The organism is Corynebacterium hylobatis (assembly GCF_003955685.1).
Lineage (GTDB): Bacteria > Actinomycetota > Actinomycetes > Mycobacteriales > Mycobacteriaceae > Corynebacterium > Corynebacterium hylobatis.
The window spans coordinates 192,875-214,539 of record NZ_RXHJ01000007.1 but is presented as its reverse complement, the minus strand read 5'-3'; the positions used below and the strand labels follow the sequence as shown (position 1 = coordinate 214,539).

Here is a 21,665-nt window from a genome sequence, read left to right as displayed (position 1 = left end):
GGCATCAGCCAGGCCCGCGCGATGGTCATGCTCATCCTCGGTCAGTCCACCACCTCGGTGACCACCCACCTCTACACCGCCAAAGATGTCCCCGGTGCGCCGGTGTTCCACCCGCTGGCGGGTGTGCTCACCGAGCAGGCCGCCGCCCGTCTGCTGGCCATCTCTGAGCGCACCACGGATATGGACACTGCTGCCACCGCGCACACCCCGGCCTACACCCCGACCGAAGCGATCCGGGCGTTTCTGGTGGGTCGGGACTGGTGCTGCCGGTGGCCGGGCTGCGGGACGCTCGCATTCGGTGGGGATAATGACCACCGGATCAACCACCACGAGGGTGGGCCCACGACAGCGGCGAACATGGTGATGCTGTGCCGGCACCACCACAACCGCAAGACTGACCTCCAGGCGCACTATCTGCTCGATCCCATCACGGGGGATGTGTTCTGGTTGTTCGCCGACGGTACCTGGGCGGTGGATCATGCGGAGGGGCCGTTGGCGCCGGTGGAGAAACGCTGGGTGCAGACCTACACGCAACGCCGCCAACGTCGGGGTGAGCGGGCAGCAGCGAGGGCGGCGGCGCAGGAATTCGAGGCGTACCAGTACGGGGCGGAAGCGCGTGCCCGGGCGCAGGAGGAATTCGAGGAGGCCATCAACCAGGCCAAGGCTGAAAACGGCCCCGATCCACCCGAGTAACAACCGACCCCGGGCACCTGGATGGTGACCCGGGGCGGAGCTCACGCAGGATCAGGCCTCGCCACCATCATGTTCCTACGGACCGGATGGCTGAAGGGGCTTTTCGGAACCATGCTCGGGCCGGGCCATGTCAGCGATTCCGCACGGATCGACCGCAGCGTAAAGTGACCCTTCCCACTCTGAAAGAGGCTCACCATCAACGTTGATCCATCCCGCTACGGCTCGACTGACCCGGGCCCGTTCTATCACGGTACGAAAGCTGAACTGCAACCCGGTGACCTGCTGGTTCCTGGGCGCAATTCCAACTTCGGTACAGGGAAGGTCGCCAACTTCATTTATCTCACTGCCACGCTAGATGCGGCCACGTGGGCAGCTGAGCTGGCGTCCGGGGAGGGGAAAGGCAGGATATACCGGGTCAATCCCACCGGCCCCTTCGAGGACGATCCGAACCTGACGGACAAGCGGTTTCCCGGCAACCCCACGCGGTCCTACCGCACCCGTGCGTCACTTCGCGTGATGGAGGAGGTGATGGGCTGGCAGCCGCATCCGCCTGAGCGGGTCCGGGAGATGCGCAGACACCTCACGGAACTGGAACGCCAGGGGATTGAGGCCATCAATGATTGAGGGGTAGGTGCCTAACTGCGGTAGACGCCGCGATCCAGGGTGTCGCAGGCGGCCATCGTGCCCTCGTTGTAGCCGGTGATGAAGGCGCTCTGGCGCTGCTCGGAAGAGCCGTGTGTCCACGTGTCGGGACGGACCTGGCCGCCGGAGCGCTGCTGGATGTTGTCGTCACCGACGGCGCGGGCGGTGTCGATGGCGGAGGCGACCTGTTCGCGGGTGACCGGCTCGAGCCAGGCACCCTCACCCTTGTCGGCGTGGGAGACCCAGATACCGGCGTAGCAGTCGGCCTGGAGCTCGATCTTCACGGCGTTGGAGTCGGCACCGGGGTCGTTGTAGTTCGACAGTGACAGCGTGCCCTCGAGCTGCTGGATGTGATGGCCGAATTCGTGGGCGACGATGTACATCTGCGCCAGTGGGGAGTTGGTGCCACCCAGCTGGTCGAGCTGGTCGAAGAAGGAGACGTCGAAGTAGGCCGACTGGTCAGCGGGGCAGTAGAAGGGGCCGGTCGCTGCCGAGGCCTGACCGCATCCGGACTGGGTCGCACCTTGGAAGACGACGCGGCCGGGCGGGACGTACTCGATGCCGGCCTGCTCCGGGAGCAGGGTCTCCCACATCTGGTCGACCGCACCGGCGGTGTAGTCGACGCGGCAGTCGGCGTGGATATTTCCGTCCTCGGGTGTGTTGCAGTGCTCCAGCTCGCTGGTCTGCCCGCCCGGCAGCTGGGCCTGGTTGCCGCCGCCGATCATCTGGCCGATGTCCCCCGGATTTCCACCCATCAGGAGAAATAGCCCGATGAGCAGCAGTGAGCCGATGCCGCCACCGGCCGCGATCCTGCCGCCTCTGCCACCGGTGGTGGCTTTCCGGCGGCCGCTGATGTCAGCGTCTTCACGGAACGTCATGCTCTGATCATGCCATATTCAGAGGGTGGTCAGAGCAGGATCTTCCGGAGCCCTCTCCGCCCTCCGGTGGGCGGGATCGTCGGGGAGTTGTTTGTGTGTGGAGATCAGGGAAAAACCCTAAAATATGCGCTCGTCCGCATTATTGTGGAGTACATGTACGGACGCCATCCCGGCGGTATGGCTGCTGCGGGGGTTGGAGGGGCGTCGATAAGCAGGGTGGCGGGACCAGGTAGAATGCCCGTGTTGTCTATAAGCCCCACCCCACCCCACACGGAAGGACCACCAGCACGTGCTCCGCACTCATCTTGCAGGCGAACTGCGTAAAGAACACGCCGGACAGACCGTCACCCTCACCGGATGGGTCTCACGGCGCCGTGACCACGGCGGCGTGATCTTCATCGACCTGCGCGACCGCTCCGGTCTGGCCCAGGTCGTATTCCGTGAATCCGATGTTGCCGAGCGCGCCCATGATCTGCGCAGCGAGTTCGTGCTGCAGGTCACCGGTGTGGTGGAGCCGCGTCCGGAGGGTTCGGAAAACCCTAACCTGTCCTCCGGTGACATCGAGCTCAACGTCACCGAGCTCAACGTCCTCAACACCTCCGCGGCGCTGCCATTCCAGATCGGCGACTCCGCCCAGGGTGGTGGCGAGGTCGGTGAGGAGACCCGCCTGAAGTACCGCTACCTGGACCTGCGCCGCGACCGTCAGGCCGAGGCCCTGCGTCTGCGTTCCCGCGCGAACCAGGCCGCCCGCCGCGTACTGGACAACCACGACTTCACCGAGATCGAGACCCCGACGCTGACGCGTTCCACCCCGGAGGGTGCTCGTGACTTCCTGGTTCCGGCACGCCTGAAGCCGGGCTCCTTCTACGCCCTGCCGCAGTCCCCGCAGCTGTTCAAGCAGCTGCTCATGGTCGCCGGCATGGAGCGTTACTACCAGATCGCCCGCTGCTACCGCGACGAGGATTTCCGTGCGGACCGTCAGCCGGAGTTCACCCAGCTGGACGTCGAGATGAGCTTCGTCGACCAGGATGACGTCATCGCCCTGGCCGAGGAGGTCCTGGCCGAGCTGTGGAAGCTGATCGGCTACGAGATCACCACCCCGATCCCGCGTATCACCTACGCCGAGGCCATGCGCCGTTTCGGTTCCGACAAGCCGGACCTGCGTTTCGATATCGAGATCACCGAGTGCACCGACTTCTTCGCCGACACCACCTTCCGGGTGTTCAAGAACGAGTACGTGGGCGCCGTGGTCATGAAGGGCGGGGCCTCCCAGCCGCGCCGTCAGCTCGACGCCTGGCAGGAGTGGGCCAAGCAGCGCGGTGCGAAGGGCCTGGCCTACATCCTCGTCGGTGAGGACGGGGAGCTCGGTGGCCCGGTGGCCAAGAACATCACCGACGCGGAGCGTGCCGGCATCGCCGCCCACGTCGGCGCGGAGCCGGGCGACTGCATTTTCTTCGCCGCAGGTGAAACCAAGTCCTCCCGCGCCCTGCTGGGTGCGGCCCGCGGTGAGATCGCCGAGAAGCTGGGCCTGATCAAGGAGGGTGACTGGGCCTTCACCTGGGTCGTCGACGCCCCGCTGTTCGAGCCGGCCGCTGACGCGACCGCCTCCGGTGACGTGGCCCTGGGCAGCTCCGCCTGGACCGCCGTCCACCACGCCTTCACCTCCCCGAAGCCGGAGTTCCTCGACACCTTCGACGAGAACCCGGGTGAGGCCAACGCCTACGCCTACGACATCGTCTGCAACGGCAACGAGATCGGTGGCGGTTCCATCCGTATCCACCAGCGTGACGTGCAGGAGCGGGTATTCAAGGTCATGGGTATCTCCGAGGAGGAGGCGCAGGACAAGTTCGGCTTCCTGCTCGACGCCTTCGCCTACGGTGCCCCGCCGCACGGCGGCATCGCCTTCGGCTGGGACCGCATTGTGTCCCTGCTGGGCGGTTTCGACTCGATCCGCGACGTCATCGCCTTCCCGAAGTCCGGTGGCGGTGTGGACCCGCTGACCGAGGCCCCGGCGCCGATCACCGCGCAGCAGCGCAAGGAGGCGGGCATCGACGCCAGGCCGGAGAAGAAGAACGAGAAGAAGGGCGAGAAGACCGAATAGTCCCCGGTCTGACGGAACACATCATGATCAAGCTCAAGCACGCCGACATCGTCGACACCGCGGAGGATCTCCTCTCGAAGCGTTTCGGGGGAGCGCAGGAGCTCAGCGAGGTAACTCAGCTCAGCGGCTCCGGCACTGCGGTGGTACTCCGCGCCCGCGTGGCGACATCGCCGTTCCTGCAGCAGCGTTCCGTCATCCTCAAATACGTCCCCGAGGCCGGCGACCCCATCGATGATGCGGCGCTGGTCCGGGAGATCGTCTCCTACCAGTTCACCACCTCCCTCAGCGAGGAGGTCCGCCCAGGCCCGGTGCTGCTGGCCCATGACGTGAAGAAGCGCATCATGGTGCTCAGCGACTCCGGTGACGGCGACACCTTCGCTGACCTCCTGCAGCTGGAGGACCCGGAGCGGCGGGTGGCGATCCTGCGCAACCTGGGCACCTCCCTGGGCCGCATGCACGCCGGCACGGCGCAACGGGAGCAGGACTTCAACACCCTGCTCTCCCGTATGCTGCGCCAGCACCCGGACTCCGCCGAGATCCAGGAACTGCGTGACACGGCGCTGATCCAGTCCATCCAGGTGGGTGAGGAGCTGCTGCGCCAGGCTGACATCGAGCTTCCGGAGCTGGTCAGCGAGTTCGCCGCCGAGGGGCGCAACCGGCTGCTGGGGGCCCACCACCGGGCCTTCACCCCCTTCGACCTCTCGCCGGACAACATCATCGTCGCCGAGGAGACCCACTTCCTCGACTACGAGTGGGCGGGTTTCCGTGACGTCAGCTTCGACCTGGCGTGCGTCATCGCCGGTTTCCCGCAGTTCCTGTTCAGTCACCCCATCTCGGATGACGAGGCGGACGTCTTCGTCGAGGCGTGGGTCCACGAGGTCAACTCGCTGTGGCCGAACGTGAACAACGAGGCCCACCTGCATTCGCGGATCATGGCGGCGCTGCTGGGTTGGGCGTTGTCGAGTGTGGCGCTGCTGCACTTCGGTTCCGTGTCTGCGGCGATCGGGATGCTCCACGAGGGGGAGGAGCAGCTGGACCCGAACCTCGTCGAGGGGGTCAGCGATCTGCTGCGGCCGGCCTCCCACGGGCCGTTCACCGCGGAGGAGGTCGTGGTGCGCCGGGATCTCTTCGAGACCTTCGAGGCGCTGGCCCGCTACGCCGCCCGCGGCACCGACCCCTCCTTCGGCGTCATCGCGGCCTTCAGCCAGGGCATCGCGGACCGGGTGGCGGAGCCCGGCGCGGGCCGGTGACCCAGGACTCGTTGTTCGGGGCGCCGGAGCCCGAACGCCCGCCCGGGTCCGATTTCTTCCGGGCCGGCGACCATGCCCCGCTGGCGGCACGCATGCGCCCGCGCACGCTCGATGAGATCGCCGGCCAGGAGCACCTGCTCGGTCCCGGCCGGCCGTTACGTCGGCTGGTGGAGGGTTCGGGGGAGGCCTCGGTCATCCTCTACGGCCCGCCGGGTACGGGCAAGACGACGATTGCCTCGCTGATCTCGACGGCGACAAACCAGCACTTCGTGGGGCTCTCCGCCCTGGATTCGGGGGTCAAGCAGGTCCGGGAGGTCATTGACCGTGCCCGCCGGGACCTCATCCAGGGGCAGCGCACCGTCCTGTTCATCGATGAGGTGCACCGGTTCTCCAAGACGCAGCAGGATGCGCTGCTCGCCGCGGTGGAGAACCGTACGGTGCTGCTCGTCGCGGCAACGACGGAGAACCCATCCTTCTCCGTGGTCGCGCCGCTGCTCTCCCGCTCGCTGCTGCTCCAGCTCCAGCCGCTTGACGACGCCGCCGTCCGCGAGGTCGTCACCCGCGCACTGGTCGATGAGCGGGGCCTGGGCGGGCGCGTCACCGCCGATGAGGAGGCCCTCGACCAGCTGGTCCTGCTCGCGGGGGGCGATGCGCGCCGCGCGCTGACCTACCTGGAGGCGGCCGCGGAGGCGGTGGCGGACGGGGCGTCGATAAGCGTGGCGGTGATCCGGGAGAACGTCAACCGGGCTGTCGTGCGCTATGACCGTGACGGCGACCAGCACTACGACGTGGTCAGCGCCTTCATCAAGTCGATCCGCGGCTCGGATGTCGACGCCGCCCTGCACTACCTCGCGCGGATGCTCGAGGCGGGGGAGGACCCGCGGTTCATCGCCCGCCGGCTGGTCATCCACGCCAGCGAGGACATCGGCATGGCCGACCCCTCCGCCCTGCAGTCGGCGGTGGCCGCCGCACAGGCTGTCGCGCTGATCGGCATGCCCGAGGCGCGGCTGACCCTGGCGCAGGCGACCGTGCACCTGGCCACCGCTCCGAAGTCGAATGCCGTCTACGAGGCAATCAACCGCGCGCAGCAGGACGTCCGCGAGGGGAGGATCGGGCACGTGCCGGCCCACCTGCGCGACGGCCATTATGAAGGGGCGAAGAAGCTCGGTAACGCGGTGGGCTACCTGTACCCGCACGATGACCCGCGCGGGGTGGTCAGCCAGCAGTATCTGCCCGGCCAGCTCGGCGACGCCGTCTACTATGAACCCACCGACCACGGTGCGGAGAAACGGATCCGTGACTACATCGGTCGTCTGCGCCGGATTGTACGGGGGAAGCAGTAGTCTCCCCTCCGTGGGAGTAGAGTGGTGAGCCGACCCAGACAACAATCTGTCAGAAGCGAGGACCACTGCCGTGCAGACCCATGAGATCCGGGAGCGTTTCACCCAGCACTTCGTCAAGGCCGGCCACACCGCCGTGCCGAGTGCATCCCTCATCCTCGAGGACCCGGACCTGCTCTTCGTCAACGCCGGCATGGTGCCGTTCAAGCCCTACTTCCTCGGCCAGCAGAACCCGCCGTACCCCAACGGCACCGCCACCTCCATCCAGAAGTGCGTGCGCACCCTCGACATCGATGAGGTGGGCATCACCACCCGCCACAACACCTTCTTCCAGATGGCCGGCAACTTCTCCTTCGGCCAGTACTTCAAGGAAGGCGCCATCACCCATGCCTGGGAGCTGCTGACCAGCTCGATCGAGGACGGCGGCTACGGCCTCGACCCGGAGCGCCTGTGGGCCACCGTCTACCTCGACGACGACGAGGCCGCCGAGATCTGGGAGAAGAAGATCGGCCTGCCCGCCGAGCGCATCCAGCGCCTGGGCATGGCCGACAACTACTGGCACATGGGCGTGCCCGGTCCCTGCGGACCCTGCTCCGAGATCTACTACGACCGCGGCCCCGAGCACGGCCAGGAGGGTGGCCCGGCAGTCGACGACACCCGCTACCTGGAGATCTGGAACCTCGTCTTCATGGAGAAGGAACGCGGGCAGAGCACCGGCCCGGACTCCTTCGAGATCCTCGGCGACCTGCCGAAGAAGAACATCGACACCGGCATGGGTGTGGAGCGTGTCGCCGCCCTCCTCCAGGGCGTGGACAACGTCTACGAGACCGATCTCCTGCGCCCGGTCATTGACGCCGCCCAGGAGATCACCGGCGCGGAATACGGCACCGACGACACCGCTGACGTGCGCTTCCGCGTCATCGCCGACCACTCGCGCACCGGCATGATGCTCATTCTCGACGGCGTGACCCCCGCCAACGAGGGCCGCGGTTACATCCTGCGTCGCCTGCTGCGCCGCATCGTGCGTTCCGCCCGCCTGCTGGGCGCCACCGGTGAGACCCTCGAGCAGTTCATGACCGTGATCATGGACACCATGACCCCCTCCTATCCGGAGATCGCCGACAACCGCGAACGCATCACCCGCGTCGCCGTCGCCGAGGAACGCGCCTTCCTCAGGACCCTGGAATCCGGCACCCACCGCTTCGACGAGGCCGCCACCAAGACCCGCGGGACCGGGGCGAAGGTATTCTCCGGCGAGGAGGCCTTCACCCTCCACGACACCTACGGCTTCCCGATCGACCTGACCCTCGAGATGGCCGCCGAGGCCGGACTCGAGGTCGACGTCGCCGGCTTCGAGGCCGCCATGAGCGAGCAGCGGGCCCGCGCCAAGGCCGACAACCTGGCCAAGAAGCACGGCCACGCCGACGAGTCCGTCTACCGCGAGTGGGTGGACAACAACCCGACCGAGTTCGTCGGTTTCTCCGAGCTGACCGCCGACGCGAAGATCCTCGGCCTGGTCGCCGACGGTGTCTCCGTCACCCATGCCGCCGCGGGCGATGAAATCGAGGTCATCCTCGACGTCTCCCCGATGTACGCAGAATCCGGCGGCCAGCTCGGCGACCGCGGCCGCCTCGTCACCGACGGCACGATCCTGGACGTCACGGACGTGCAGAAGATCGGCAAGCGCCTGTGGGTGCACAAGGCGACCGTCGTCTCCGGCGGCCTCGACCTGGGGCAGTCCGTCCGCGCCGAGGTCGACGCCGACTGGCGTCACGGCGCCACCCAGGCACACACCGCCACCCACCTCATCCACGCCGCACTGCGGCAGGTGCTCGGCCCCACCGCAGTGCAGGCCGGTTCCCTCAACCGCCCCGGCTACCTGCGTTTCGACTTCAATTACACCGAGCAGCTCAGCCCGGCCCAGCTGGAGGAGATCGCCCTGATCACCAACCAGGCCGTCGACTCCAACCTGGCGGTCAACACCATCGAGACCTCCCTTGATGAGGCGAAGAAGATGGGCGCCATGGCCCTGTTCGGCGAGAACTACGGCGATGACGTCCGCGTCGTCGAGATCGGCGGGCCCTTCTCCATCGAGCTGTGCGGCGGCACCCACGTGGACTCCTCCGCCCAGATCGGCCCCGTCGCCGTCCTGGGCGAGTCCTCCGTCGGCTCCGGGGCACGGCGCATCGAGGCCTACTCCGGCATGGACTCCTTCAAATACCTGTCGAAGGAGACCGCCCTGGCCACCGGGCTGGCCGCCTCCCTCAAGGCCCCGACCGAGGAGCTGCCGGACCGCGTCGCCCAGCTCACCGAGAAGCTGCGTGCCGCCGAGAAGGAGATCGCCAACCTGCACCGCCAGCAGCTGGCGGCCCAGACCGGCGCCCTGGTCGAGCAGGCCACAGAGGTGGGTAAATTCACCGTGCTCACCCACCGTCTGCCCGACGGTGTGTCCGGTGGAGACCTCCGCACCGTCGCCACCGACCTGCGCGGCCGTCTGGCCGGCAGGCCCGGCGTGGTGGTGCTCGCCTCCGCCGAGGGGGAGAAGCTGCCCTTCATCGTCGGCGCCACGAAGGAGGCCGTTGAGTTGGGGGTGAAGTCCGGCGAGCTGGTCAAACTGCTCTCCGGCTACGTCGACGGCCGCGGCGGCGGCAAGCCTGACATGGCCCAGGGCTCCGGTTCGAAGCCCGCGGGGCTCGACGCCGGCTTCCACGCCCTGCGCGAGGAGCTGGCCGGCCGCTGAGCCGGGGCGGAGACACGCCGGGGGACATGTCATCGACCGGCGTGCCTCCCCGCTACCGTGTACATCGACCTACGTGACGAAAGGGAACCGACGACGATGAAGGTGACCCCGGATACTCCAGGAGCCGATGACCCGGGAACGGGCAGACGCATCGGCCTCGACGTGGGGACGGTGCGCATCGGCGTGGCCGTCTCCGACCGGAACGCGAAACTCGCCACCCCCGTGGAGACCGTCGCGCGGGAGACCGGTTTGCGGGACCGCGACAAGGGCGACATCGACCGCCTGCTGGAGATCATCGAGGAATACGACGCCGTCGAGATCGTCGTCGGCCTGCCACGGGATCTGAAGGGGCACGGCTCCGTCAGCGTCAAACACGCGAAGGAGATCGCCTTCCGCCTCAACCGGCGGTTGACCGGGGCGGGGAAGACCATCCCGGTGCGCATGGGCGATGAGCGGCTGACCACTGTGGCCGCGACCACCGCGTTGCGCGCCTCCGGGGTCTCCGAGAAGGCCGGCCGGAAGGTCATCGACCAGGCCGCCGCAGTGGAGATCCTCCAGTCCTGGCTCGACGCCCGGGCCGCCTACAACCAGGAGCTGCATCCATGAGCACACAGACCCGGACGAGACGCGACCGGAATATGGAACCGAAGTATGTGAAGCGGCGTCAGCGGGGACTCGCGGTCTTCGCTGCATCGCTGATCCTCATCATCGGCGCAGTCGTCTACATCGGCGTCCAGATCTCCGGACAGGCACCCACCGTGAACGAACGTGATTTCCAGGGCAGCGGCAACAGCGTCTACCAGCTCGTCGAGATCCCCGAGGGCTCCTCGGTCTCCCAGCTGGGCCCCGAACTGGAGGAGCGCGGCATCGTCAGGACCGACTCCGCCTTCCAGACCGCCGCGGCCAACAACCCTGAGGCCGCCAGCATCCAGCCCGGTTTCTACCGCCTCCAGGGTGAGATGAGCGCCGCCTCCGCGGTGCAGGCCCTGCTCGATCCGGCCAACCGGGTGGAGCTCCTCGACATCCACGGCGGTTCCACCCTCATGGACGTACAGGTCGTCGGCGGCAGTAACCGTCCCGGCGTCTACTCCCAGATCTCGCAGGTCACCTGCACGGAGGGTTCGTCGAACTGCATCAGCTCTGAGGAGCTGCAGCGGGTCGGCGCCACCACGGACCCTGCGGCTCTCGGCGTGCCCGAGTGGGCGCAGGCAACCGTCGCCGCCCGGGGCGAGGACCCCAAGCGACTCGAGGGACTCATCGTGCCCGGCCGTTACGTGGTCAACCCGGAGCTCGACGCCACAGGCATCATCACCGACCTGGTGACCCGCTCCGCTCAGCAGTACGCCGACACGGGCATCGTCGAGCGCGCCGACGCCCTGGGACTCAGCCCCTATGAGCTGCTCACCGCCGCTTCCCTGGTCGAGCGCGAGGCCCCGGCCGGGGACTTCGACAAGGTCGCACGCGTGATCCTCAACCGCCTGGAGGAGCCGATGCGTCTGGAGTTCGACTCCACGGTCAACTACGGACTCCCCGACGTCGAGATCGCCACCACGGACGAGGACCGCGCTCAGGTCACCCCGTGGAACACCTATGCCAGTGACGGCCTGCCGGAGACCCCCATCGCGGCGGCCTCCATCGAGGCGATCGAGGCGATGGAGAACCCGGCCGAGGGTGACTGGCTGTTCTTCGTCACCATCGACAGGGACGGCACCACCGTCTTCAACGACACCTTCGAGGAGCACCTCGCCGACGTGCAGCAGTCCCTCGACGCCGGAGTACTGGACACCAACCGTTGAGCCATCCTCTGGAGATTCCCGACATCCGGCATCGCGCGGCGGTGCTCGGTTCCCCGATCACGCACTCCCGTTCGCCCATTCTGCACAACGCCGGCTATGAGGCACTCGGCATGGACGACTGGGAGTACTCCCGCATCGAGTGCACCGCCGAGCAGCTGCCGGAGATTGTCGGTGGGGCGGGGGCGGAGTTCGCCGGTTTCTCGGTGACCATGCCCGCCAAATTCGCCGCCCTCGAATTCGCCGATGAGGTCACCGACCGGGCCCGGCAGATCGGTTCCGCCAACACCCTCGTACGCACGGCCGGTGGTTGGCGGGCGGACAACACCGACTGCGACGGCATCACCGGTGCCCTGGGTGAACTGCTCGGCGACCGGCTCGCAGGGACGCGCCATGCCCTGGTCATCGGAGGTGGCGGTACCGCCCGTCCCGCGTTGTGGGCGCTGGCGCAGGCCGGGATCACCGACATCACGGTGATCAACCGTTCCGACCGCAGCGCCGAACTGGCCCCGCTGCTCGAACCCGCCGGGGTGGAGTTCCGTTTCGCCGGTTTCGACTCTGACCTGCTGGCCGCCTCCCGGGCTGCCGAGGTCATCGTCTCGACGGTGCCCTCCGCGGCCGTCGTCGGTCACGAACAGGCCCTGGCGCACGCGCCGATCCTCGACGTCATCTACGAGCCCTGGCCGACCCCGCTGACTGTCGCCGCGGCCGCCAACGGCCACCTCACCGTCGGGGGCCACGTCATGCTCGCACATCAGGCCTACGGCCAGTTCGAGCAGTTCACCGGCCGGTCGGCCCCGCGGGAGGCCATGCGCCGCGCGCTGGAGGCCTCGCTGCGGTAGTCTGCCCCGGTGTGTGGGGGATCCTGCTGCTCGGGGGAGCAGTCATCATCACCGTCTGGTGGGCGGTCCGGCTCGTGCTTGTCGACGAGACGCAGCGCCGCCTCCCGGACCACCTCACCCTGCCCGCCGCCCTCGGGGCGGGGACCGGTGCCCTGCTCACCGAACCGGTGCTCATCCTCGGCGGCCTGGCCTGGGCCGGGGCCTATCTTCTCGGCCGGGGCATCGGGGGCGGGGACGTGAAACTGGCGCTGAGCCTCGGGGTGCTCGCCGCCGCCGCGGGCGGGGTCATCGGAGTGCTGGCGGCGGTGGTGGCAGCGAGCGCGGTGACGGTGGTGCGGTCGGTGCTCAGGCGGGGGAAAGCAGTGCCGCACGGGCCATCCATGCTGGTGGGGACGTTCATTGTGGTTCTCTACGACACCTGGCAGGGAGCCTTATCGCACTTGGGCGGCGCCTCATGAGACAATGACCGCATGCTTCGATGGACCACAGCAGGAGAATCCCACGGTCAGGCGCTGATTGCCCTGCTCGAAAACATGCCCGCCGGTGTCTCCGTGACCCGGGAAGAAATCTCTGAGCAGCTCGCCCGCCGCCGACTCGGCTACGGCCGCGGCGCCCGGATGAAGTTCGAGGCCGATGAGCTCACCCTGCTCACCGGCATCCGGCACGGGAAGACCCTCGGCAGCCCGGTCGCCATCATGATCGGCAACACCGAGTGGCCGAAGTGGACCACCATCATGTCCGCCGAGCCGGTGGACATGGAGGATGCGGAGGTCGCCGCCGCGATGAGCTCCGGCCGCGGCGCCAAGCTCACCCGCCCACGCCCGGGCCACGCCGATTTCGCCGGGATGATCAAATACGACGTCGACGAGGCACGTCCGATCCTGGAGCGTTCCTCCGCACGCGAGACCGCCGCCCGTGTCGCCGCCGCCACCGTCGCCCGCAGTTTCCTGCGTGAGACCCTCGGTGTCGAGGTGCTCTCCCACGTCGTCTCCATCGGCCGCTCCGAGCCCTACACCGGCCCCGAGCCGACCTTCGCGGACCTGCCGGCCGTGGACGAGTCTCCGGTGCGCGCCTTCGACAAGGACGCCGAGGCCGCCATGATCGCCGAGATCGAGGCCGCCAAGAAGGCCGGCGACACCCTCGGCGGTGTCGTCGAGGTCGTCGTCGAGGGCCTGCCCATCGGACTGGGTTCGCACGTCTCCGGTGAGGAGCGTCTCGACGCCCAGCTCGCCGCCGCCCTCATGGGTATCCAGGCCATCAAGGGCGTCGAGGTCGGTGACGGCTTCGAGGAGGCCCGCCGCCGCGGCAGCGAGGCCCACGACGAGATGGTCCGGGCAGAGGACGGCGTCGACCGTCTGAGCAACCGCGCCGGCGGCATCGAGGGCGGCATGACCAACGGCCAGGCCCTGCGGGTCCGCGCCGCGATGAAGCCGATCTCCACCGTGCCGCGCGCACTGAAGACCGTGGACATGACCGACGGTTCCGCCGCCACCGGCATCCACCAGCGTTCCGATGTCTGCGCCGTCCCGGCCGCCGGTGTCGTCGCCGAGGCGATGGTGGCACTCGTCCTGGCGCGTGCCGTGCTGAAGAAGTTCGGTGGTGACTCCGTCGCCGAGACCCGCCGCAACATCGACGCCTACAACGAGTATGTCGTCCAGCGACTGCGGTTCCAGGATTCCGGGGAGGCGTAGATGAGCAGCCCGGAGGTCTGCCACACCCGGCCGAAGGTGGTCCTCGTCGGCCCGCCCGGGGCCGGCAAATCCACCATCGGCCGCCGCCTGGCCCGCGCACTGTCCCTCCCACTGGTCGATTCTGACCAGCTCATCGAGGAGGCCTACGGAAAACCCTGCGGCGAGGTGTTCAGCGAGCTCGGTGAGCCCACCTTCCGGGAGGTCGAGGCCCGCCACGTCGCAACGGCCCTGACCAGCGGTGGCGTGGTCAGCCTCGGTGGGGGAGCGGTGCTCACCGAATCCACCCGCCAGCTGCTCGCGCAGCACACCGTCGTGTGGATCGACGTCTCCGTCGAGGAGGGTGTGCGCCGCACCGCCGGTGAATCCACCCGGCCCGTCCTCGCCGCCGAGGACCCGGCCGCCCACTACCGCAACCTCATGGAGCAGCGCGCCCCGCTCTATCATGAGGTGGCCACCTTCCGGGTGCGCACCGACGGCCGCACCCCCCAGCAGTCCGTGGCCGGCATCCTCGGCTTCCTGGACACCCTCTAGTCAACCGCGCAAAGGAACCCTCCCGTGACGACGATTCCGGTCAACGGACCCGCCCCGTACCAGGTCACCATCGACCACGACCTCGATGCCGCAGTCGCCGACTGCGCCGCCGCCACCGGTGCCGCCAAGGTGATGGTCATCCATCAGCCGACGCTGGTGGCCCCGGCCGAGAAGCTCGGCACGGCCCTGAGCGCCCGTGGCCTGGAGGTCGTCCTCGCCCCGGTGCCCGACGCGGAGGAGGGCAAGACCCTCCAGGTCGCCGGAGCCCTGTGGGACCGCCTGGGCGCGGAGACCTTCGGCCGCCGCGACGCGATCGTCGGCCTGGGCGGCGGTGCAGTCACCGACCTCGCCGGTTTCGTCGCCGCGGCCTGGATGCGCGGCATCAAGGTCATCCAGGTGCCCACCACGCTGCTGGCCATGGTGGATGCTGCCGTGGGCGGCAAGACCGGCATCAACACCGCCGCCGGGAAGAACCTCGTCGGTGCCTTCCATGAGCCGACGGCGGTCTTCATCGACCTCGACCGTCTGGACACACTCCCGGAGGCGGAGATCGTCGCGGGTTCCGCGGAGATCATCAAGACCGGTTTCATCGCCGACCCGGTCATCCTCCAGCGCTACGAGGAGGACCCGGCCGCCTGCCTGCGTGGCGACGGTCACCTGCCCGAACTCATCGCCCGCTCCGTGACCGTCAAGGCCGATGTCGTCGGCCAGGACCTCAAGGAGTCCGGCCTGCGGGAGATCCTCAACTACGGCCACACCTTCGGCCACGCCGTGGAACTGCGGGAGAACTACCGCTGGCGCCACGGCCACGCCGTCGGCGTGGGCATGATGTTCATCGCCCACCTGGCCGCCAACCGTGGCCTCATCGACGCCGGGCTGGTGGAGCGACACCACCGGATCCTCGAGTCCGTCGGCCTGAGCACCACCTACCCGGCCGGCCACTTCGAGGAGCTCTACGCGGGTATGACACGCGACAAGAAGAACCGCGACGGCCATATCCGCTTCGTGGCGCTGACCGGGGTGGGGGAGACCACCCGCCTGGAGGGCCCCTCGACCGAGGAGCTGCGCGCCGCCTACGAGGCCATCTCGGGGGAGAAGTAGATGAAGGTGCTGGTCCTCAACGGCCCCAACCTCAACCGGCTGGGTAAACGCCAGCCGGAGGTCTACGGCGCGACGACGCTCGCGGACGTCGAGAAGCTCATCGGCGAACGGGCGGCACAACTCGGCGTCGAGGTGGAGTGTCGCCAGTCCAACCACGAGGGGGAACTCATCGACTGGGTGCACGAGACGGCCGACGAGGGCTGGCCCGTGATCATCAACCCCGGCGGATTCACCCACACCTCCGTCGCGCTGCGCGACGCCCTGGCGGAGGTCGCCGACGGCGCCGGCTTCATCGAGGTGCACATCTCCAACGTCCACGCCCGTGAGGACTTCCGGGGCCACTCCTATCTCTCCGCCATAGCGGTGGGTGTCATCGCCGGGCTCGGCGTGCGGGGGTACGTCCTGGCGCTGGAGGCGCTCGCGAACCGCTAGGGTTGTGGGGAATCACACAACGAGCAGGCTGGAGGGCCACATGGCATACGCGGACACCCGATTCCTCACCCGACGACGCGCACTCTCCGCGCGGTTGGCGGGCATGCGCATCGACGAGATGCTGGTGACCAACCTCATCCACGTCCGTTACCTCTCCGGGTTCTCCGGCTCCCAGGGCGCGCTCGTCCTGTCGAAGGACCTCACCGCCGAGATCGCCACCGACGGCCGCTACAGCACCCAGATCACCGAGGAGGTCCCGGACATCCCGGTGGTCATCGAACGGCAGTCGGCACTCGCCCTGCTGCGCCGCATCGAGGGGCCACGCCGCGTGGGCTTCGAGGCCGACCACGTCACCGTCGCCCAGCTCGAACGCCTCCAGGAGGCCTGCAACGAGGACGTCACGCTCGTGCCCGTCAGCGGCGCCATCGAGGATCTGCGCCTGACCAAGGACAACACCGAGCGCATCCGCCTGGCGGAGGTCGCGGAACTGGCCTCCACGGCCTTCGAGGAACTGCTCGCCGCCGGGGAACTGGCGGTCGGCCGCAGCGAGCGCGAGATCGCCGCCGATCTCGAGTACCGCATGCGCCGCCTGGGGGCGGAGCGCCCCAGCTTCGACACCATCGTCGCCTCCGGACCCAATTCCGCGAAGCCACACCACACCGCCGGCGACCGTATCATCCACCGCGGGGACATCGTCCTCATCGACTTCGGCGCGCACGCCCGCGGCTTCAACTCGGACATGACCCGGACCGTCGCCATGGGTGAGGCCGATGACTTCACCCGGGAGATCTACGACATCGTCCTGCGTGCCCAGCTCGCCGGCATCGAGGCCGCCACCCCGGGCCGGCACCTCGTCGACGTCGACGCCGCCGCCCGCTCCGTCATCGAGGAGGCCGGTTACGGGGAGTTCTTCGTCCACTCCACCGGCCACGGCGTCGGACTGGAGCTCCACGAGCGTCCCGCGGCCTCCCAGATTGCGGAGGGGATCCTTGAGGAGCACATGTCGCTGACCATCGAACCGGGCATCTACGTGCCGGGACGGGGCGGGGTCCGGATCGAGGACACGGTGCTGATCACGCAGGGCCCCGCCCGCATCATCACGCCTGCCGGTAAGGAACTGCGCGTGGTGTAGTCTGGTTAGGTCTAATATCCAGGACCACCCACAACGAGGGAGAGACTTCGTGGCTTCTACCGCCGATTTCAAGAACGGCCTTGTGCTCAAGGTTGATGGCAAGCTGCAGCAGATCGTCGAGTTCCAGCATGTCAAGCCGGGCAAGGGCCCTGCCTTCGTCCGCACCAAGCTCAAGGACGTCCTCACCGGCAAGCTCGTGGACAAGACCTGGAACGCCGGCGTGAAGGTGGAGACCGCCACCGTCGACCGCCGTGACATGACCTACCTGTACAACGACGGCACCTCCTACGTCGTCATGGACGAGAAGACCTACGAGCAGTACGAACTCTCCGAGGACAAGTTCGGCGACGCCGCCGCCTTCCTCAAGGAGAACATGCACATCCAGGTCTCTTTCCACGAGGGCGAGGCCCTCTTCGGCGAGCTGCCCGTTTCCGTCGACCTGGAGATCACCCACACCGAGCCTGGCCTGCAGGGCGACCGCTCCACCGGTGGTTCCAAGCCCGCCACCGTCGAGACCGGCGCCGAGATCCAGGTTCCGCTGTTCCTGGAGACCGGCAATGTGGTCAAGGTGGACACCCGCACCGGCGAGTACCTCTCCCGCGTCACCAACTAGGACCCATCACACGTGACCGATACACCTGAGGAGACCAACTGGCGCCGTCACGGCGCCCGTTACCGTGCGCGCCGTCGCGCCGTTGACATCCTGTTCGAGGCGGAGGCACGCGACATCGATCCCGTCGCCGTCGTCGAGGACCGGGTCGTACTCTCCCGCGACCCCGATAATTCCGTGGCCCCCGTCGCCGACTACACCCGGCAGATCATCAACGGTGCCGCAGAACAGCTCGACACCATTGACGAGACCATCGAGCGCTACCTCGCCGAGACCTGGGAACTGAACCGGCTGCCCGCCGTCGACCGTGCCATCCTGCGCGTCGGCGTGTGGGAGATCCTGTTCAACCCCGAGGTCGACGGGCCCGTCGCCGTCGTCGAGGGCGTGGAGCTGGCCAGCCAGTACGGCAACGACGTCGCCGCTCCCTACATCCACGCCGTGCTTGATGACGTCGTGCAGGCCGGCGCCGCCGACAACCCCTTCACGGAGCCGATCTCCGACCCGGACTCTGATCCGCAGTTCACCCCGCACGAGCCGGGCCTCGACGCGGAACCCCGCCACGCGAGTGCGGCGGACCCGGGCCCCGGGCCGGTGCGCAAGCACGATTCCCCCGACGTGTAGGCCGCCTCTTTCATTACCATCGGGGACATGGACAAGTTCACGATGGAAGAGGCCAAATCCCACCGGGTCGGCCCCGATTTCCGGATCGCTGACGTCGATCCCACATCGACCCCCGGTTTCGAGTGGGACAAAGAAGCCTGGGAACGCGAGTTCCACGAGCATGACGAGGAACTCGACGAACTCCAGGAGAAACTGTTCGCCAACGGCCGGGCAGAGGTACCGGGAACCGGTGGCCTCCTGCTTATATTGCAAGGCATGGACACCTCCGGCAAGGGAGGCGTGGTCCGCCACGTGTTCCGCGCCTTCGACCCGCAGGCGCTGAAGATCGCGACCTTCGGCCCGCCCACCGCGGAGGAACGCCGACACGATTTCCTGTGGCGGGTGCGCCCCCAGGAGCCGGCGATCGGCCAGATCGCCATCTTCGACCGTTCCCATTACGAGGACGTGCTCGTCCAGCGGGTGCGTAAGATGGCACCTGCGGAGGAGATCGAACGCCGCTACGGCCGCATCGTCGAATATGAACGGGAGCTGGCGGAACGCAACATCCGCATCATCAAGGTCATGCTGCACATCTCGGAGGATTTCCAGAAGGAGAACCTCATTGAGCGGCTTGAGGATCCCGCCAAGCACTGGAAGTACAACCCCGGGGATCTCGACGACCGCGAGCTGTGGGACGAGTACATGGAGGCCTACGAGATCGCGCTGCGGCGCACCTCCACCGACTTCGCCCCCTGGTACTGCATCCCGGGCGACCGGAAGAAATACGCCCGCATGGCCGTGAAGTACCTGGTCCTCGACGCGCTGCGTTCGATGAACCTGGAGTGGCCCGCCGCCGACTTCGACGTCGAGGCCGAACTGGAGCGGGCACGCAAGGCCTGATCAGGCCTGTTCGCCCAGTTCCTGTTCCATCTTCGCGCGCAGCTCGGAGAGTTCCCCGGCGGCGGCGGTCATGGCGTCCTGGGTGGCCAGCACAGCGTCGACCGCGGAACGCAGGGAGGCGCCCAGCTGCTCGTCGTTCATCCCGGCGGCGATGGACACATCCCGCTCGGTGCGCACGATGAGGTGCTCGGCGCGGTCGACGATGGTGGCACGCGCCCCGAGGCCGACGGAGTTGATCTGGTTCGCGGCGAGGTAGAGCGTCGGGTCGGCATCGTTGAGGGTCTGCCCGGTGACGGTGTCGGCGCGGACGATGAACACGGAACCGAGCACCGCGAAGGTGACGGGCAGGTCGTTGAGGTTGGCGGTGGCGACATCCTGGTCGCCCATGCGCTCCAGCTCGACGTCGAAACCCTGCATCGTGTCGATGACGCGGTCGATGCTGACGGTGGACAGTTCGCTGCTACTCATGGTCGTGCTCCTCCCAGGTGACCAGGTCGGGGAACTGGCCCTCGACCCATTCGAAGGCGCGCAGAACGCCGTCGAGGCTGGACATGACGAATGCGCCGATCTGGTTGCGGCTCAGGCCGTGTTCCACGTTGATCTGGCGCAGGGCGCTGATGGTCAGGTGACCCTCACCGGCGGAGTTCTCGAAGAACCGCAGGGTGGGCATGTACTGGGTCTGGTTCCACTCGTTGACCACACCGAGGACGCGCGGGGCCTCGGTGGTGGGCACCTCGCCGCGCCACATGGAGTCGCAGATGAGGTGGTCGTTGTCGATGCTCAGGGCGATGGCGGCGTTGATGAAACCGGTGCGCACGACGGTGGCCGGTTCATCACCGGAGCCCACGGGAGCGGATTCGAGGCGGTACTGCAGTCCCTCGGCGTCCAGCAGCTCTGCGATTCGCTGCGGGGTGGCCGGGGACACAGCAGTGTCTGGGATGGGGGATCGGGGTGCTGTCGTCACCCGTCCCACCCTAGCTGGCCGGGTTCCTCCTCCGTGTCAGCTGCCTCCAGCTCCGGGGCCCGGTCATAGAGCTCCTCGCCGCCGAGTTCGTGGGCGAGTGCGCGGTCGAGGGCAGGGTGGCGGAAGGTGTGGGCGGCGTCGAGAAGCAGCTGCGGTGAGACGCGCTGGTTGGCCAGGGCGAGCTCCTGCGCGCCCTCGCGGCCGAGGATCAGCGCCGGGCCGATCGACGGGATGGGGATGAAGGCGGGGCGGCGGACCTCCTTCGACAGGGCGGCGGTGAAATCCCGGTTGAGCGACTCGGCGGGGGAGACGGCGTTGACGGGTCCGGACCAGGCGGGGTCGAGGACACCGCGGGTGACGATGTCGGTGGCGTCGTCCAGCGAGACCCAGGGGAACCAGAAATTGCCGTCGCCGAAATTGCCGCCCAGGCCGGTGGAGAACAATGCCTTGAGCACGGGCAGCATGCCGGAACGCCCCGAGAGGACGGTGCCGAAGCGGACCAGCAGCACCCGCTTGCCGGCCTCCCGGGCGGGATCGGTGGCGGCCTCCCATGCGGAGACGACGTCGGCGAGGAAACCTTCACCCCGCTCGGAGTTCTCGGTGAGGACCTCATCGCCCCGGTCGGGGCCGTAGATGCCCACCGCGGAGGCGGAGACCATCGTCGTGACCGACTCCGAGTCCGCGACCAGCCGTGCTAGGCGTTCGGTGGGTGCGATGCGGGAATCGCGCACGGCCTGCTTGTGGCTGTCGTTGAACCGGCCGTAGATGGGCTCACCCGCCAGGTGGACGAGGACGTCGACGCCCTCGAGCAGATCCTCGGCCGGGTGCCAGGGCTCCCAGAGCCGCTGGCCCTCCTTCGGGTTCTTGCGCACCAGCTGGATCACCTTGTGCCCTGCGGTGCTCAGCTGGGCGGTCAGCGCCCGGCCGACCAGGCCGCGGGAACCGGTGACCGCCACCGTGAGCGGTTCGGCCGGCTGCAGGTGGGCGATGCGTCCGAGGAAGGCGATGTCGTTGATCAGCTGCTGCTGGCGGTAGGCGAAATAGGGCGTCAGCGCGGAGCCGGGCAGTCGGGTGGTGATCGTGTCGGTGATCAGCGTGCCCCCGGGGTGGTCGGCGAACTCGTGGACGTGGCGCCAGTTCGCCAGGACCTTGATGGGCGCGTTGATGCACACGTCGGTGAAGCGGTGGCCGCGGCGGTAGTTGGACAGGTCGTGACGCGAGACCCACTTCAGGCCGGCGGGCATCCCGAGGATGGTGGTGCCGTCGGAGAGTTTCTCCGCCTGACTGATCGGGGTGAAGGGCAGGAACGGGGGTGTCAGACGTGCGAGCGCACCCTGCCGGGTGTGCCAGTCCCACACCTGCTCACGCGGTGCCGGTACGACGTGACTTGTGGTCAGGCTCACGGGCTTTGTCCCTCTCCTCGTC

At 68.0% G+C, this 21,665-nt stretch carries 22 protein-coding genes; 18 read left to right on the top strand and 4 right to left on the bottom strand.

Features of this window, described 5'->3' with window-relative positions; translation table 11 throughout:
* Both EAH68_RS07935 and arr read left to right on the top strand, forming a co-directional pair.
* The coding region (locus EAH68_RS07935) for an HNH endonuclease signature motif containing protein (protein ID WP_164546434.1) at nt 1–693 on the top strand (693 nt) is incomplete at its 5' end.
* Nucleotides 694–888: 195 nt separating this feature from the next.
* Nucleotides 889–1,317 carry an NAD(+)--rifampin ADP-ribosyltransferase gene (arr, locus tag EAH68_RS07930; RefSeq protein ID WP_126120802.1) on the top strand — a complete coding sequence of 143 codons (429 nt, stop codon included), beginning with the start codon at nt 889–891 and terminating at the stop codon, nt 1,315–1,317.
* An 11-nt stretch (nt 1,318–1,328) separates the two neighbouring features.
* Here arr and ypfJ read toward each other — a convergent pair whose 3' ends face one another.
* A complete protein-coding gene (gene ypfJ, locus EAH68_RS07925; RefSeq protein WP_126120772.1) occupies nt 1,329–2,213 on the bottom strand; it encodes a KPN_02809 family neutral zinc metallopeptidase in 885 nt (294 codons plus the stop codon).
* A 289-nt stretch (nt 2,214–2,502) separates the two neighbouring features.
* On the opposite strand from ypfJ, the gene aspS reads away from it, so the two are divergent.
* The 16 genes from aspS (at nt 2,503) to EAH68_RS07845 (ending at nt 19,276) form a co-directional block, all read left to right on the top strand.
* Entirely contained in the window at nt 2,503–4,314 is a 1,812-nt protein-coding gene (aspS, locus tag EAH68_RS07920; RefSeq protein WP_126120771.1) for an aspartate--tRNA ligase, read from the top strand.
* A 23-nt stretch (nt 4,315–4,337) separates the two neighbouring features.
* On the top strand, nt 4,338–5,564 hold the full coding sequence (locus tag EAH68_RS07915; protein ID WP_126120770.1) for an aminoglycoside phosphotransferase family protein: 1,227 nt from the start codon (nt 4,338–4,340) through the stop codon (nt 5,562–5,564).
* The gene (locus tag EAH68_RS07910) at nt 5,561–6,907 is read left to right on the top strand and encodes a replication-associated recombination protein A (protein WP_439647618.1); all 1,347 of its coding nucleotides are present in this window, start codon (nt 5,561–5,563) and stop codon (nt 6,905–6,907) included. Before EAH68_RS07915 ends, EAH68_RS07910 begins: the two co-directional genes overlap by 4 nt.
* Before the next feature lie 70 nt (nt 6,908–6,977).
* Nucleotides 6,978–9,644 (top strand): alanine--tRNA ligase, encoded by a 2,667-nt coding sequence (alaS, locus tag EAH68_RS07905; RefSeq protein WP_126120769.1) that lies wholly within the window; start codon nt 6,978–6,980, stop codon nt 9,642–9,644.
* Between the two features lie 96 nt (nt 9,645–9,740).
* Nucleotides 9,741–10,250 carry a Holliday junction resolvase RuvX gene (ruvX, locus tag EAH68_RS07900; RefSeq protein WP_126120768.1) on the top strand — a complete coding sequence of 170 codons (510 nt, stop codon included), beginning with the start codon at nt 9,741–9,743 and terminating at the stop codon, nt 10,248–10,250.
* Nucleotides 10,247–11,440 (top strand): endolytic transglycosylase MltG, encoded by a 1,194-nt coding sequence (gene mltG, locus EAH68_RS07895; RefSeq protein ID WP_241228353.1) that lies wholly within the window; start codon nt 10,247–10,249, stop codon nt 11,438–11,440. The genes ruvX and mltG overlap by 4 nt, the downstream gene beginning before the upstream one ends.
* Nucleotides 11,437–12,279: a shikimate dehydrogenase gene (locus EAH68_RS07890; RefSeq protein ID WP_126120767.1), complete on the top strand. Its 843-nt coding sequence runs from the start codon at nt 11,437–11,439 to the stop codon at nt 12,277–12,279. Before mltG ends, EAH68_RS07890 begins: the two co-directional genes overlap by 4 nt.
* 11 nt (nt 12,280–12,290) lie before the next feature.
* The gene (locus EAH68_RS07885) at nt 12,291–12,737 is read left to right on the top strand and encodes a prepilin peptidase (RefSeq protein ID WP_241228352.1); all 447 of its coding nucleotides are present in this window, start codon (nt 12,291–12,293) and stop codon (nt 12,735–12,737) included.
* A gap of 12 nt (nt 12,738–12,749) precedes the next feature.
* A complete protein-coding gene (gene aroC / locus EAH68_RS07880; RefSeq protein ID WP_126120766.1) occupies nt 12,750–13,970 on the top strand; it encodes a chorismate synthase in 1,221 nt (406 codons plus the stop codon).
* On the top strand, nt 13,971–14,501 hold the full coding sequence (locus EAH68_RS07875; RefSeq protein ID WP_126120765.1) for a shikimate kinase: 531 nt from the start codon (nt 13,971–13,973) through the stop codon (nt 14,499–14,501).
* 24 nt (nt 14,502–14,525) lie between these two features.
* Entirely contained in the window at nt 14,526–15,602 is a 1,077-nt protein-coding gene (gene aroB, locus EAH68_RS07870) for a 3-dehydroquinate synthase (RefSeq protein WP_126120764.1), read from the top strand.
* On the top strand, nt 15,603–16,034 hold the full coding sequence (gene aroQ / locus EAH68_RS07865) for a type II 3-dehydroquinate dehydratase (RefSeq protein ID WP_126120763.1): 432 nt from the start codon (nt 15,603–15,605) through the stop codon (nt 16,032–16,034).
* 40 nt (nt 16,035–16,074) lie between these two features.
* Nucleotides 16,075–17,166 (top strand): aminopeptidase P family protein, encoded by a 1,092-nt coding sequence (locus EAH68_RS07860; RefSeq protein WP_126120762.1) that lies wholly within the window; start codon nt 16,075–16,077, stop codon nt 17,164–17,166.
* Between the two features lie 49 nt (nt 17,167–17,215).
* Nucleotides 17,216–17,779 (top strand): elongation factor P, encoded by a 564-nt coding sequence (gene efp / locus EAH68_RS07855; protein ID WP_126120761.1) that lies wholly within the window; start codon nt 17,216–17,218, stop codon nt 17,777–17,779.
* Between the two features lie 12 nt (nt 17,780–17,791).
* Nucleotides 17,792–18,397, top strand: coding sequence for a transcription antitermination factor NusB (nusB, locus tag EAH68_RS07850; RefSeq protein WP_126120760.1), 606 nt, complete (start codon nt 17,792–17,794; stop codon nt 18,395–18,397).
* Nucleotides 18,398–18,424: 27 nt separating this feature from the next.
* Nucleotides 18,425–19,276 (top strand): PPK2 family polyphosphate kinase, encoded by an 852-nt coding sequence (locus EAH68_RS07845; protein ID WP_126120759.1) that lies wholly within the window; start codon nt 18,425–18,427, stop codon nt 19,274–19,276.
* On the opposite strand, the gene EAH68_RS07840 is transcribed toward EAH68_RS07845, so the two are convergent.
* The 3 genes from EAH68_RS07840 to EAH68_RS07830 are packed head-to-tail and all read right to left on the bottom strand — an operon-like array spanning nt 19,277 to nt 21,643.
* Entirely contained in the window at nt 19,277–19,744 is a 468-nt protein-coding gene (locus tag EAH68_RS07840; protein ID WP_126120758.1) for a YbjN domain-containing protein, read from the bottom strand.
* Complete coding sequence (locus EAH68_RS07835; RefSeq protein WP_126120757.1) at nt 19,737–20,240, bottom strand: YbjN domain-containing protein; 504 nt, start codon at nt 20,238–20,240, stop codon at nt 19,737–19,739. The genes EAH68_RS07840 and EAH68_RS07835 overlap by 8 nt, the downstream gene beginning before the upstream one ends.
* Nucleotides 20,237–21,643: a TIGR01777 family oxidoreductase gene (locus EAH68_RS07830; protein WP_126120756.1), complete on the bottom strand. Its 1,407-nt coding sequence runs from the start codon at nt 21,641–21,643 to the stop codon at nt 20,237–20,239. Before EAH68_RS07830 ends, EAH68_RS07835 begins: the two co-directional genes overlap by 4 nt.
* Nucleotides 21,644–21,665: the final 22 nt, after the last annotated feature.